Source organism: Limnothrix sp. HT2024 (genome assembly GCF_059138625.1).
Window position 1 is genome coordinate 339,287 of sequence record NZ_CM181121.1, and the last position, 13,460, is coordinate 352,746.

Annotated in this window: 11 protein-coding genes and 1 CRISPR repeat array; of the genes, 9 read left to right on the forward strand and 2 right to left on the reverse strand. The window is 56.0% G+C overall.

What is annotated here, in order from left to right; all coding sequences use genetic code 11:
- Positions 1-62 precede the first annotated feature (62 nt).
- On the reverse strand, positions 63-851 hold the full coding sequence (locus AC2IAX_RS01440; protein WP_494389002.1) for an NUDIX domain-containing protein: 789 nt from the start codon (positions 849-851) through the stop codon (positions 63-65).
- Between the two features lie 27 nt (positions 852-878).
- Here AC2IAX_RS01440 and AC2IAX_RS01445 point away from each other — a divergent pair, with 27 nt between their 5' ends.
- The 6 genes from AC2IAX_RS01445 to pgsA all read left to right on the forward strand — a co-directional run bounded on the left by AC2IAX_RS01445 (position 879) and on the right by pgsA (position 6,823).
- Positions 879-1,511, forward strand: a complete 633-nt coding sequence (locus tag AC2IAX_RS01445; RefSeq protein WP_190355983.1) for a DedA family protein — start codon at positions 879-881, stop codon at positions 1,509-1,511.
- 13 nt (positions 1,512-1,524) lie between these two features.
- Positions 1,525-2,490: an NAD-dependent epimerase/dehydratase family protein gene (locus tag AC2IAX_RS01450; protein ID WP_494389003.1), complete on the forward strand. Its 966-nt coding sequence runs from the start codon at positions 1,525-1,527 to the stop codon at positions 2,488-2,490.
- A gap of 556 nt (positions 2,491-3,046) precedes the next feature.
- Positions 3,047-3,376 (forward strand): DUF2470 domain-containing protein, encoded by a 330-nt coding sequence (locus AC2IAX_RS01455; RefSeq protein WP_494389004.1) that lies wholly within the window; start codon positions 3,047-3,049, stop codon positions 3,374-3,376.
- 262 nt (positions 3,377-3,638) lie between these two features.
- A complete protein-coding gene (locus AC2IAX_RS01460; protein ID WP_494390460.1) occupies positions 3,639-5,174 on the forward strand; it encodes an NAD(P)H-hydrate dehydratase in 1,536 nt (511 codons plus the stop codon).
- Between the two features lie 363 nt (positions 5,175-5,537).
- Positions 5,538-6,119: a hypothetical protein gene (locus AC2IAX_RS01465; RefSeq protein ID WP_494389005.1), complete on the forward strand. Its 582-nt coding sequence runs from the start codon at positions 5,538-5,540 to the stop codon at positions 6,117-6,119.
- 191 nt (positions 6,120-6,310) lie between these two features.
- Positions 6,311-6,823 (forward strand): CDP-diacylglycerol--glycerol-3-phosphate 3-phosphatidyltransferase, encoded by a 513-nt coding sequence (gene pgsA / locus AC2IAX_RS01470; RefSeq protein WP_494389006.1) that lies wholly within the window; start codon positions 6,311-6,313, stop codon positions 6,821-6,823.
- Here pgsA and AC2IAX_RS01475 read toward each other — a convergent pair.
- On the reverse strand, positions 6,820-7,269 hold the full coding sequence (locus AC2IAX_RS01475; protein WP_494389007.1) for a hypothetical protein: 450 nt from the start codon (positions 7,267-7,269) through the stop codon (positions 6,820-6,822). The genes pgsA and AC2IAX_RS01475 overlap by 4 nt on opposite strands.
- Before the next feature lie 205 nt (positions 7,270-7,474).
- On the opposite strand from AC2IAX_RS01475, the gene AC2IAX_RS01480 reads away from it, so the two are divergent.
- From AC2IAX_RS01480 to AC2IAX_RS01490, 3 genes are all read left to right on the forward strand, one after another.
- On the forward strand, positions 7,475-9,304 hold the full coding sequence (locus AC2IAX_RS01480) for a zinc ribbon domain-containing protein (protein WP_494389008.1): 1,830 nt from the start codon (positions 7,475-7,477) through the stop codon (positions 9,302-9,304).
- Between the two features lie 69 nt (positions 9,305-9,373).
- Positions 9,374-10,508: a CRISPR direct-repeat array (repeat unit 36 nt; unit sequence GTGCAACGGAAACCTGACTTGGGCGATCGTTGCAAG).
- Between the two features lie 61 nt (positions 10,509-10,569).
- The gene (locus AC2IAX_RS01485; RefSeq protein ID WP_494389009.1) at positions 10,570-11,016 is read left to right on the forward strand and encodes a DUF29 domain-containing protein; all 447 of its coding nucleotides are present in this window, start codon (positions 10,570-10,572) and stop codon (positions 11,014-11,016) included.
- 36 nt (positions 11,017-11,052) lie between these two features.
- Positions 11,053-12,657, forward strand: coding sequence for a YcjF family protein (locus AC2IAX_RS01490; protein WP_494389010.1), 1,605 nt, complete (start codon positions 11,053-11,055; stop codon positions 12,655-12,657).
- The last annotated feature ends 803 nt before the right edge of the window (positions 12,658-13,460 follow it).

The window sequence follows — 13,460 nt, forward strand, 5'->3', positions numbered from 1 at the left end:
TCAAGGTCGGCAATTGGAATGGACTTCAATATATTGATCGAAATTAGAAGTTAATCGAAATCTCAATCAGGCCTTTCATCGGATCGATCTCGATCTGAATCAAGATCGATCGAACCGTTGCCCATTAAATTACTGCCCAACCGATCGTAAGCCCGCCCGATCGCCAATAGGGCTTCATCCATCGGCCCATTGCCCGTCACCCACTGGGGCAACTCACCCGATCGCACCCAAGCCCATTCAGAATATTCATCCTCACTGAGTTGTACCTGGGCCGCCTGGGCCGCCGTCAGCCTCACGGCAAAGGTTAGATTCACACTGTGCAACCCTTCCTCGGCCGGTGGCTGTGATCGCTCCGCAAATTCCGTGGAATAGGCCCCAATCCACTGCAACTGGTTGGGCAAAATTTCTAGGCCAGCTTCTTCCCTGGCTTTGCGGATGGCGCTGCTGTGGGGACTTTCGCCCGGAAACATCCGCCCGCCCACCAACCACCAACCCACTCGCGGCGGCCGTCGTCGAAAGCCCAAAAGCCGTCGATCGCCCTCGCAGAACAACAAATCCACACAGGTAATCACCAAAGCGCTCAGGGCCTGGCCATAGGCGATCGCATCCAAATAGGGCCGGGGCGATCGCATTCCCTGCGGCTCTGAATCCCGTTCCGAGTAATGCGCTGGTTCCATGCGTTGGTTGCTGTCCTGAATTGGCTGTCTTGAACTGGCTGCCCTGACTTGGCTATCACTGGCTATTTTGAATTGCCGGCCCCGGGCGATCGGGTGCCAATTCGCCCCAACCACCCAAAACTTCGTCACTCCATGGCCGCGATCGCCAACCCGCCGTTTAGAATGAGTTAACAAAGTTTTACACCACCCCTATCCTCCTCCATGCTCGCTTTGATTCCCGAGCTGATCACGCTCGAAACTATCGAAGCGCTCGCGCAAGAATATGGCTACTGGGCCGTATTCCTGGGAATTGCCCTGGAAAACGCCGGTATCCCCCTGCCGGGCGAAACCATCACCCTTGTGGGCGGTTTTTTGGCGGGCAGTGGCGAACTGAGCTATGGCGGCGTTCTGGGAACAGCCATCGGCGGCGCAATTTTGGGCGACAACCTGGGTTACTGGCTGGGCCGCTGGGGCGGTTGGTCGCTGTTGGTGCGGTTGGGCAAACTCTTTCGGATTGGCGAAGAGAAGCTGGAAGGCGCTCGCGAGCAATTTAGCAACAATGCCGGTAAGGCTGTGTTTTGGGGCCGGTTCGTGGCCCTGCTGCGGATTTTTGCGGGCCCGATGGCCGGCTTGGTGGAAATGCCCTATGGCAAATTTTTAGCCTATAACGCAGCCGGGGCCGCCGTTTGGGCCGGAGTCACGGTCACAGCGGCCTACTTCTGCGGGCGGTTGGTGTCCTTGGAAACCCTGATGAGCTGGGCCAGTCAGTTCACCTGGGTGGCGCTGCTGGCGATCGGGCTGGTGGTGGCCGTGTCCCTGTGGCTCGAAAATCGCAAATCCACACCATTGGGCTAGAAAGGGGGCGATCGTGCGGGTATTTGTGACCGGTGCAACGGGATTTACCGGGTCTCATTTGGTGCGGGCCCTGGTGCAACGGGGCGATCGGGTGGTGGCCCTGGTGCGGCCCCGGGCGGATCGATCGCGCCTGGCCGGCCTGCCCATTGAAATCATTGAAGGCGACCTTCAGCAGCCCGCTGCTCTGGCCCAGGGAATGGCCGAAGCGGACTGGGTGTTTCACACGGCGGCCTATGTGGAATTGGGCCTGGTGGACAGCGAAAAAATGTGGCAAACCAACGTGGAAGGAACCCGCCAGGTGCTGGCGGCGGCCCAGGCCGCTGGGGTGAAACGGTTGGTTTATTGCAGCACGATCGGGGTGTTTGGCCACACCTTTGGCCAGGTGGTGGACGAAACGTTCCAGCGGGTGCAAGCTCAGTTTGATTCCGCCTACGACCACACCAAATATGAAGCCCAAGTGCTGGTTGATCGCGCGGCCGAAAACGGACTGGCCGCCATCAGCGTCATGCCCTCCGGCATTTTTGGTGGCGACGATCCACACTTTGGCCCCGTCCTGCGCCAGTTTTTGCGCGGAAAACTGCCCTTCTGGGTCGGGGGCGATCGCCCCACCGGGATTGTGCATGTGGACGATTTGGTGGCGGGCATGATTTTGGCGGCCGAACGGGGCACAGCGGGCGGCTGGTATATCCTCTCGGCTGGAGAATGTCCCACCCGAGAAATGTTTCGGATGGTGGGCGAGACGGCTGAAATCCCTCCCCCCAAAGAAGTGCCCGCTTGGTTGGTGCGAATTTTGGGGACGATTCTTGACCCGATCGGGCGGCTATTTCGCTGGCAACCCCCCCTCAGCCGCGAGCGAGTGCGCTACATCTACGATCGCTGCGTGCGAGTGGATGCTACCAAAGCCCGCCAAGAGCTGGGCTGGCAACCCCGATCGCTGACCCAAACCCTCCGAGACGTGGTGGCAGAAATGGTTGAATAGGAAAAGCCTGGCGAGGACAAAGACAAAGGGCTTAGAGGATGGATGTCTGAAAAACCAAAATTGCTACTCTGTACGCCCCAGCGATCGATGTAGACAAGGGGCTTAAGCCCCTTGCCCCCCACGACAATTAACCTTTAGCCCGTACTGCAAGATACTTCTCAGACATCCTCTTAGGGCCCGTCGTTGTTTCCTGGAGGCAAGCTGCATGTCTCTCGATGCGAGGCTGAAGCAGTTGATTTTCCCTACCTCAACTGTCGTAACAAGGGGCTTAAGCCCCTTGCCCCCCACGATCCGCTAACGGCAAAATCAGGGTTTCAGGCGATTTGACAACAGCCCCTAAGCCCCTTGTCCCCTCCGATCTGCTAACAGTTGATTTTCCCTACCTCAACTGTCGTAACAAGGGGCTTAAGCCCCTTGCCCCCCACGATCCGCTAACGGCAAAATCAGGGTTTCAGGCGATTTGACAACAGCCCCTAAGCCCCTTGTCCCCTCCGATCTGCTAACGGCAGATTGTGGGTTTCGGGCTAATCGATTTAAAACCATTCAGATCAGAACCATGAGCGACTCGGTAACCACAACCCCCGAAAATCCGTTCACGACCCAAGTGAGCGATCGCATCTGTAAGCATATGAACGATGACCACGCCGACGCGGTGTTGGTCTATGCCCAATATTTCGGCCAGATCACGACGGCCACCAGCGCCCGAATGCGGTCGATCGATTCAGTGGGCATGGACTTAGCTGTGGAAGTGGATGGCCATCTCCAGCCCCTGCGCATCGAATTCAAAGCGCCTTTGGCCGATGCCAAGGCCGCCCATCATGTTTTGGTAGACATGATTAAAGAAGCGCAACAGGCCAACCATGACGCATCAGGCGATGGTCAATAGCATCAGCCCCTAGAGCCGACCCAAAACACCCAGCACCAACGTCAGCCCCGAAATTTGCCCTAAAACCGGGATTCTTGGCGCAAAATACCCGATGGGGCCAATTTTTTGCAGCAAAGCCATTTATTAACAGGATTGAGCCTGCGCTATCCCTAGCCGCTCGATCCTGTACGATCGGGTCTGGCATGAGTTGGCCGGCCCTGCTCCGTGGTTTTGAGAAGGCATGGTTTTGAGGAGGCTTGGTGTGCAACCGTCAAACGGGCCAATGGGGGAAATGCGCGATCGCTACGTCGTCACGGCGGCCCAAATGCAGGCGATCGAGTCTCGGGTGTTTGCGGCGGGAATGCCCGTCGCAGCCTTGATGGAAAAAGTGGCCGGACTCATTACCCAGCGAGTCCTGGCTTGGCGCTCGATCGCCCAAGGGCCCCGGGTGGGAATTTTGGCCGGCCCTGGCCACAACGGCGGCGATGCTCTGGTGGTGGCCCGGGAGTTGCACCTGCGCGGCTATCAAGTTTCCGTTTACTTGCCCTTTGAGCGACGCAAGGAACTGACCGATCGCCATGCCCAATACGCCGCCAGCTTAGGCATTGAGGTCAGCCCTGATCTAGCCCCCGTTTTGGCGGCCGATTGGCTGGTGGATGGGTTGTTTGGCTTTGGGTTGGAACGGCCGATCGAGGGAGCCTTGGCCGAGGCGATCGAGCAAGTAAACAACAGCGGCAAACCGATCGTTAGCATTGACCTTCCCTCCGGCCTCCACACCGACAGCGGCGCAGTCTTGGGTAAAGCCATTCGATCGACCCTCACCCTCTGTTTGGGCCTCTGGAAACGGGGTCTTCTGCTCGATCGGGCCCTGGATTGGGTCGGTCAAGCGGAACTGATTGACTTTGACCTGCCCCTAGCCGACATTCAAGCCATCCTGGGCCCAGACCCCCAACTGAACCGAATCACCGCCCACCTCGCCCAATTACCCCTGAACCGATCGCCCGCCACCCACAAATACGAGCAAGGTCACTTGCTAGTGGTGGCGGGTTCCGCTGTTTATATGGGAGCCGCGTTCCTGGCCGCCTTGGGGGCCCGATCGAGCGGCGTGGGCATGTTAACCGTTGCCGTGCCCGCCAGTCTCAAACCTTGGTTGGTGGCCCAAATTCCCGAAGCCCTCGTAGTGGCCTGTCCCGAAACGGATATGGGCAAAATTGCCCGCGTTGATCTAGATCTCGCCCGCTACGATGCGATCGCCTGTGGTTGTGGCCTCACCCGAGAAGCCACCCCGATTGTGCAAGCGGTCTGGGAGAGCGATCGGCCCTTGGTGTTGGATGCGGACGGCTTGAACGCCCTGGCCCAACTGGGCTGGCGCGATCGCCAAGGCCCCGTCGTTCTCACCCCCCACTGGGGAGAATTTCAGCGGCTGTTTCCCAACTTGGTTGCCCAAACCAGCGATCGACTGGAACTGGCCCAACGGGCGGCCCAACAAACCGGGGCGATCGTCCTGTTGAAAGGGGCCCGCACCGTGGTGGCCGAACCCGGCGGCCAAAGCTGGATGGTACCCGAAAGCACCCCCGGTTTAGCTCGGGGTGGCAGCGGCGATGTTTTGGCCGGATTACTGGGAGGATTGGTCGCCCAAGCTCGCCCCACCACCCTCACCGATTGGGGCTACTGGGCCGCTACGGCCGCCTGGTGGCACGCCCAAGCAGGTATTCAAGCCGTGCAGGAGCGATCGATTTTGGGAGTGAATGGAGCCAGCCTGGCCGATGGTCTGCTCACCGTTGCCCGTCAGCAAGCCATTGTTAACCACACAATCTAATCGCACGATCTAATCGCACGATTAAACCACGCAAGCTAATCACACGATCAACACGATCAATAGACCTCTTGCGCGAATCAGCTCAAAACCCTCATCCCCCAACCCCTCCTCCCAAGGAGGGCCAAAGGAAGCCAGCAATCGGGAATTACGGCGATTTCGTTGCTGGTTGCCAAGTCCCTCTCCCGACCTGGGAGAGGGATTTAGGGTGAGGGTTTTGATTGATGACGATTAATCGCCCCATGATTTATCAATGGATTATCAAATTATCGAATTCATAACCCAATCAATCATTCATGCACCATGGATCGCGAAAAAGTTTGGCAATCATTAAACTCTGACCTATCACGCCTCATCATTGGCTTTGTGCTGACCACTCTGGTTGGTGGATTGCTCACCCAGTGGTATCAAGATCAAAATTGGCGCAGACAATCCCAGTTTGAATACGAAAAGCGCCAATTGGACGAAGCCCAAAAATTCATGGATAGGCTTTCCAATTCCGTCAGCCTGCACCTTTGGAACTTGCGCGAACTGGAGCTATTGCTATCAAGCACCACACCGGCCAACCCAGAGGAGTTAGAAAAGGTTTGGGCCGCCTTTAGGGAGGGCCGCAACAAGTGGTACATGGACTTACCACTGCACCAAAGCAAGGCGAATTTACTCTTAGCTCCGGGCATGAAAGAGCTGTTACGCACCGGCAACGAAACCCAGGATCTTAACTTACAAAATCCCAAAAGCTTGGCAGGATTTTTTGCGATCGCGGAACGATCGACCCTCCGCGTCACCGACTGTGTGCGGAGCAAAACCTGTCAACCCACACCGAATGACGTTGCCCAAATGAAAGCCAGCATTGATCGCCTAGAAACCGCCGCCACACGCTACCTAGAATATGCCTCCAATCTCATTTATCGAAAGTCGATCGACCTGCAACCCTTAACGTTTGAATAGACTGCAATCAACCCCGATCGCCCTCCTGGAGATCTCAAAAGCAGCTCAGGATTAGCTCAAAACCATTACTCAAGATCACCACTCCATGAATAATCAATTCTGAACTGACTTCGGGCTGACTTTTGGCGCGATCGCTAGCCTTTCCGACCCGATCGCGCTAAAAGTGTTGTTCAAGCATTGGAGAAATAGCCGTGAATTTGCCCACTTGGATCACCGTGTCGCGGTTGGCAGCAGTGCCCCTATTGTTGTGGTGGCTCAGCGGCGAACCCACCACAGCCGATCGCTGGTGGGCGCTGGGCGTGTTTTTGGTGGCTGCGGGCACAGACTGGCTGGATGGATATTTGGCCCGCAAGCTGAACCAAGTGACGGACTTGGGCAAATTTTTGGATCCGTTGGTGGATAAGTTGCTGGTTTTGGCTCCCTTGCTGCTGTTGGTGGAGCTGGGACGAATTCCGGCTTGGGGCGTTTTTGTGATTTTGGCGCGGGAGCTGACGATCGCGGGTTGGCGCGTGAACCAAACCAGCATTTCCGGCGCAAACCTCTGGGGCAAACTGAAAACCGTCAGCCAAATTGCCGCGATCGCCCTGCTACTAGCCCCAGTGATGGATGCTTACTCCCTTTGGGCGATCGGTCTCTTTTGGATTTCTGTGGCCCTAACCATGATCTCTGGCGCAATTTATCTGATTCCCAAGCAGAGCGACTAGCTTTTTTGCATCTCCTCAATCATTTCAATGACCCGCTGCATCTCGGTTTGTAAACCGGTAATCTGGCTTTGCAGCGGCTCGACTGTTTGGGCGATCGCCTGCTGAATGCCATGGTCGATCGCCGCCAGGATTGAATCAGTGCGGTCTTCCAGTTTTTGATCGAGCCGCTCAATGCGTTGCTCAACATGATCCACTCGCTCAGTTAACTTTTGATCAAGCTGCTCAATGCGTTGCTCAACATGATCCACTCGCTCACTCAGTCCCTCGATGGCCCGAGTTAGCCCCTCGACCGCCTTAGTATTGCTGGCCACCAACTCCGCCAAATGATTAAACCGTTGGTTCCACTCAAAGGATTGCTGAGTGGTGATGCTGGCCAAGGTGGTGACGTTGATCGTAAGCTGCTGGAGCTGGGCCTCAAGCGTGCTCAGGCGCGTTTCGATGGTCATGGGCAATTACGGCAGGCGCATGTAACCTAGCTTTATAGATAGGCTATCGCAATTACAACAAGATACTGAGTCGGGCGATCGTTGCAAGTAGCTTTGAGTAACTGACAAAGAAAATGGCGGGTTTAAAAAACAAAGTCGAACCCACCTGTTGGCGACAGTCGGGTTTTGATTGTTCAACCTAACCTACGAAACTGGGTAAGAACCTATGGGCAAACCCAAAGCAATTTATCGCACGGCCAAGATCTCGCTTAAGGTGTCGCGCCGTCAGCAAAACCAGCTTCGGCGGCTGATGAGTGCCCAGCGCTGGTGCTATAACGTCGTGATTGCTGCGTTGCGGGCTGTCAATTCACCGATTTACCCGATCGTTCCGGGTGTTGGCCCCGTCCGTGCTTGTTCTCTCAAGTCGGCCGCAAAACATCGCCAGCAGTATTTGACCGATGGTGAGCTGGTAGAAGGCTACATCGTTCGGGATTGGCGAGATTGGCAGCAATTTAAACCCTGGGATGCGCTGAAGGCCCATTGCGATCGCTACCCCTACCCCGATCGGGATGAACGTGGAAGCAAGTATGGGGTGAGTGCCAAAACGGCCAGCGGAGTAACCCAAACGATCCGAGGTTTTATTCAGGGGTATTGGACAAAGCGCAAGCGCGGCGACTTTGCGGCCCAAATGCCAAACCAGTTTCGTTCGGCCCAATTCGACTCCGGTTGGATCTGGGAAGTGGATAAGCAAGAGCTGGATTGGGACGGCAATCTTTTGATGCTGGGAACTCGCAATCAGATTGGCGGTGCGGTGTCGCTACCTATCCCGAAGCGATACGCGGGATGCTCGATTAATAAGGTATCGATCACCTGCGATGGCTCCGGTGATTTTTGGCTGCACCTCAGCTATGCGGCGGCCGGTGAAGATGGCTTTGCGCCGGATCCTGACTTGACCCGATCGGCTGGTGTGGACATGGGCCAGATTCGGGCGATGGTGTTGACTCTGGATAGTGGCAAGTCGGTTAGCCTGTCGGGTCGGCAAATTTGCGGGCTGAAGCGAGAGCGCGATCGCCGGTTCCGAGGCCTTCAGCGGGCCCGCGCTCGGGTGTTCCGGGCCCAGGTGCGCCAGTACTTGACCGATGAGCAAAAAGCCACTATGGCGGCAATGGAGGCCAAGTCTCCGGGGCAAGGGACAAAGTATGCGCGGCGGATGGTTAGTGCGGCTCGAAAGGAGTTGGGACTGAGGAAACGGAGCCGTCGCGATCATCGGCTATGGCAAACGCAAAAGCGGGTGGCCACCCAGGTGAACCGGAACCTCAAATATGCCAACCATGCGATCACTCGGCGGGCGGTGGATTGGCTGCGGGGAAACAAGGTGGGCAAGGTTTACTTAGGTGATGTTGGATCCATTCCCAAGGGCCGCAAAAAGGGATCGAATCGACGGGCGCAAGTGAAGCGCAACGCTCAGTGGGAGTATGGCAACCAAGAGAAAATGATGGTTGAAAAACTAGAGGAATATGGGGCAACACTACACAAGGCCCATGAACACTTTACGAGCCAAACTTGCCCCAACTGCGGGGCGCGGCACAAACCAAGGGGGCGACTTTATCGCTGTCGGGTTTGTGGGTGGCAGGGCGATCGAGATGCGGTGGGATCTGCTAACATACTGGCACGATCAATCAATCCGGCTTGGCCGGATTCGGGGCGTATTGTTCCCCACACTTTAAAGCCGCTGGCAACCAGTCCAGCGATGAAAAAAGCAGGTCGGTTGCACGTTGGCGCAGCCAGACCCAAGCCCCTTGGAGGGCCGTCTGTTCCGGTCAAACGGGATGGAGGTAGACCGCCTGAGAGCGCTGATAGGTTGCCACGCATTACGCGCGAACCGGAAGCTACGGCTGATGGTCTGGTGGCTGAATCGGCCCGAAAGCCCCGCCCAGCGGGAAAGACGGCGGTGAGGGCCGATAAAAAGGTTCGCGCAAGTCGCGAGAGCCTTGCCCCATCTGCAATCCCAGCATCGGAAGGATTGCACGACGATCTAGCCAACACCCAAAAATAGGATACCCGTAGCAAGTTCGCGATTCACTCGCCCGAAACGATTGTCCAGCTTACTTTTTGTGATCGAGGTGTGCAACGGAAACCTGACTTGGGCGATCGTTGCAAGTGGCTCCCACGGTGATCAACCGGCCACCCCGGATTGTGCAACGGAAACCTGACTTGGGCGATCGTTGCAAGGACTGGATATTGTGGGGCAACTAGACATCGGGCGTGCAACGGAAACCTGACTTGGGCGATCGTTGCAAGTGCTAGCCAATCGCATCGGCTCCCCCTTTGAAGAATCCGGTGCAACGGAAACCTGACTTGGGCGATCGTTGCAAGCCCGCGCGGCCATGCGGTATTGCAGCAACAGCTTGCCGGGTGCAACGGAAACCTGACTTGGGCGATCGTTGCAAGACTATTCATTCTCTTGTCTTGTAATCAGTAGGTCAGTGCAACGGAAACCTGACTTGGGCGATCGTTGCAAGCTTGTAAGTCTAAGTAAGTAAACAGGGAACAGTTTAAAGTGCAACGGAAACCTGACTTGGGCGATCGTTGCAAGAAAACTGTAGTTACTACCCCCAACGAACACAGGTACGTGCAACGGAAACCTGACTTGGGCGATCGTTGCAAGTGGAGTTCCGTGCCAGCCTTGATCGCCGAACCGCCGGTGCAACGGAAACCTGACTTGGGCGATCGTTGCAAGATTTACAGGATGAAGGATCCGTTTCTTTCACCACCGGTGCAACGGAAACCTGACTTGGGCGATCGTTGCAAGGCACCGAGACCCCCGTGCCCCGTGCCTTCCTGTTTTTTCGAGGTGCAACGGAAACCTGACTTGGGCGATCGTTGCAAGGTCTTGGCCGCCAGGTAGGCGATCGCCTCCTCAAAGGGGTGCAACGGAAACCTGACTTGGGCGATCGTTGCAAGCGGTGAATCCTGGTCAAACTTATTAGCCTCAACAAGGTGCAACGGAAACCTGACTTGGGCGATCGTTGCAAGCGTTGCCGACCACTACCTACGACATCCCGGCGATCGCTGAGGGTGCAACGGAAACCTGACTTGGGCGATCGTTGCAAGACTGCCTCGCAGTTTGTTGGGCGGGTGGACGCAGGTGCAACGGAAACCTGACTTGGGCGATCGTTGCAAGTTGGGCTAGGCGATCTTGGAGGTCGTAGTGGCCGGTGTAGGTGCAACGGAAACCTGACTTGGGCGATCGTTGCAAAACAAGAAGTGATGACGAACAATACTGTTAATCAATCAGTATTCAATGCCAACGATCGCCCTATGAATGCGACTGATTCGATCACCTATGAATCAGACTATTATGGCTGGATTCAGCAACAGGTGAAACTGCTAAAAGCTGGGCAACTCACTGAACTAGATCTGGAACATTTGATTGAGGAAATCGAAGGTTTGGGGGCATCGCAACGGGCTGCATTAGTTAATCAAATTGCACGGCTGTATCTCCACCTCTTGAAGTGGCAACACCAACCCCAAAGACGATCGCGCTCTTGGGAATTGTCAATTCAAAATGCTCGCATCGAAATTGAAGAATTGCTGGAAGATAACCCCAGTTTCCAACCTTGGCTGGCGACCGCCGTTGCCAAAGGTTATGCCAAAGCCCGCAAGCAAGCCGCAGCCGAAACGCGATTAGCCATTGACACATTCCCGATCGCGCCACCCTTCGATTTTGCCCAGGCCATGACCATTGAAATTGATGGTATTGGTTAGGGAAACAAAATTTGGTGGAGCGATCACCCAACTCTCGTGACCCTAACTCGCTTTATTGTTGTCCTGACGGGGCTTTGCGTCATCTTGGCGCTAGTGCTGTGGCTCGTCAGCGCCCTGCAACAACTCTACTGGCAGGTGAGTTGGACGGCTCCGTTTTTGGGGCCGGTGGTCGTGGTGCTGACCTTGGCCCTATTGGGGGCCCTGCTGGTGGCGTTTTTTCGGTATGTGCGGCCCCTGGATTGGCCCCAAGATTGGCGATCGCTCTGGCAGGTGACCCAGCGATCGATCACCGGACAAACGCCCCCCACTCCGCCGGAACCCAGCCCCACCGTTTCCGAAGTGAAAACCGAAGCGGCCGGCGCGGCGCTGGAAGCCGTGCGGGCCCAGGTGGATTTAATTCGCGATCGGGTGGCACGGCAGGCCCTATTGGATCGATCGCGCGAAATTGAAAGCAGCTTGGCCCGGGGCGAGTTGCTGTTGGTGGTGTTTGGCACGGGGTCAGCGGGCAAAACCTCCTTGGTGAATGCCCTGCTGGGACGGGTGGCCGGAACCGTCGGCCCCACCATGGGCACAACAGAAGAGGGCGAAACCTATCGCCTGGCACTGTCCGAGATCGATCGCGCCGTGTTGATTACCGACACGCCGGGCATTTTGGAAGCAGGGGTGGCGGGAACCCAGCGCGATCGCCTAGCTCGGCGGCTGGCGGCGGAAGCGGACTTGCTGATTTTTGTGGTGGAAGGCGACTTGCAGCAGTCGGAATTGGAGCCACTGCAACAGTTATTGGCGATCGGGAAGCGATCGCTGCTGGCCTTCAACAAAACCGATCGCTACCCCGAGGCCGATCGCACGGCAATTTTGGCCAAGTTGCGGGAACGGTTGGCAGAACAGCTCCCCACGGCGGATATTGTCCCGATCGCGGCGCGGCCGGCGGCGGTGCAGTTGCCCAACGGGGAAACCCTGACCCCCGACCCGGAAATTATGCCCCTGATTCGGCGGATTGTGGCGGTGTTGCGGGCAGAAGGGGAAGAACTGATCGCAGACAATATGTTGCTGCAAGCCCAGCGCTTGAGCGATCGGGCCCGCCAACTGATTGATGCCCAGCGACGACGACAGGCCGAAGCCGTGGTCGATCGCTACCAGTGGCTGGGGGCGGGGGCCGTGGCCGTCACACCGATTCCGGTGGTGGATTTGTTGGCCACGGCGGCGGTCAATGCCCAGATGATTTTGGAGTTGGGCAAGGTCTATGGCTGCAACTTAAGTGGCGATCGGGCGCAGGAGTTGGCCCTGTCCCTCGCCAAAACCATGACCGGCTTGGGCATCGTCAAAGGAGCCATGGGAATTTTGACGGCCGCGCTCCAGGTGAACATCGCCACCGCCATCATCAGCCGAGCCATTCAAGCGGTGACGGCGGCCTATTTAACCCGCATCGCCGGCCGCAGTTTCATTGAATATTTTCGCCACGATCAAGATTGGGGCGATGGCGGCATTAGCGAAGTGGTCAAAAAACAGTTTCAGCTAGAGCAACGCGATCAGTTTGTGAAACGGTTTGTGCAACAGGCGATCGCGAAAGTGGTGCAACCGATCGCCCAAGACACTTCGCCGCAACCAAGGCCGCCCGATCGCACCTCTCCTAACTCCTAATTTCTCCCTTATTAAGCTGTGGCCAATTCCCCAAAAATCATCTCCCAGCAGATCATCCCAAAAAGAAACCACCCCATGGGGGTGGCTCTTTGATCCATTATCCAAGCAATGTTTGATCAGTGTTCAATTAGCCAATGTGCAATTAGCAATTCTTCAGGACTTAAAGCCCCGATTTGATCAGCTAATGTTCAATCAGCATTCGGTTAGTGTTCGGGCAGGACTCAAGGGCCCAACCCGAACTCGATCAATATCGATCCCATTTCGATCAGGATTCTTCGATCGGGATTCAGTTTTTCACCAAAGCTAGAGATTTGACGTTCGAGATTTGATCTAGCAAACTCGCCAATGTTCAACCGACTTACTCGGCCAATTCAGCTAATGGAATGAACCTTCAGAATTCAATTGAAAATTCAATTGAAATGATTGGACGCAATTCGACAATGGAAACAGTTCGGAATTCAACAGCAAGCCTTCGACAAGAAAGCTTCTGGCAAGAAACGTTCAAAAACCTCAGAAACATCAGCAACAAACGTTGCCATGGGCAGGCTTGCAACCGACACAGGCGACCCAAATCCTTTGACCAAATCGAGGCCAATGCTTGGGCTGGCGATTGCTAGGACAGTGCTCCAGCGGTTGCCGACATGGCCGTTTCCGGTCTTGTTTTGAGCCTCAGATCACCATGCTCATGGCCGATACTTGAGAATTGGATGGTGGAATGGGGGCTTGGTATTAGGCGAATTCAGACCGACTGAATCTTTGAGACTGAAAATTACTGAATTCAGTTCTCGTCAAACCAAGCCCAA

Coding starts and splice junctions, on each gene's coding strand:
- AC2IAX_RS01445 (WP_190355983.1), top strand. CDS start 879: ATGCTCGCTTTGATTCCCGAGCTGATCACGCTCGAAACTATCGAAGCG.
- AC2IAX_RS01455 (WP_494389004.1), top strand. CDS start 3,047: ATGAGCGACTCGGTAACCACAACCCCCGAAAATCCGTTCACGACCCAA.
- AC2IAX_RS01460 (WP_494390460.1), top strand. CDS start 3,639: ATGGGGGAAATGCGCGATCGCTACGTCGTCACGGCGGCCCAAATGCAG.
- AC2IAX_RS01475 (WP_494389007.1), bottom strand. CDS start 7,269: ATGACCATCGAAACGCGCCTGAGCACGCTTGAGGCCCAGCTCCAGCAG.
- AC2IAX_RS01480 (WP_494389008.1), top strand. CDS start 7,475: ATGGGCAAACCCAAAGCAATTTATCGCACGGCCAAGATCTCGCTTAAG.
- AC2IAX_RS01485 (WP_494389009.1), top strand. CDS start 10,570: ATGAATGCGACTGATTCGATCACCTATGAATCAGACTATTATGGCTGG.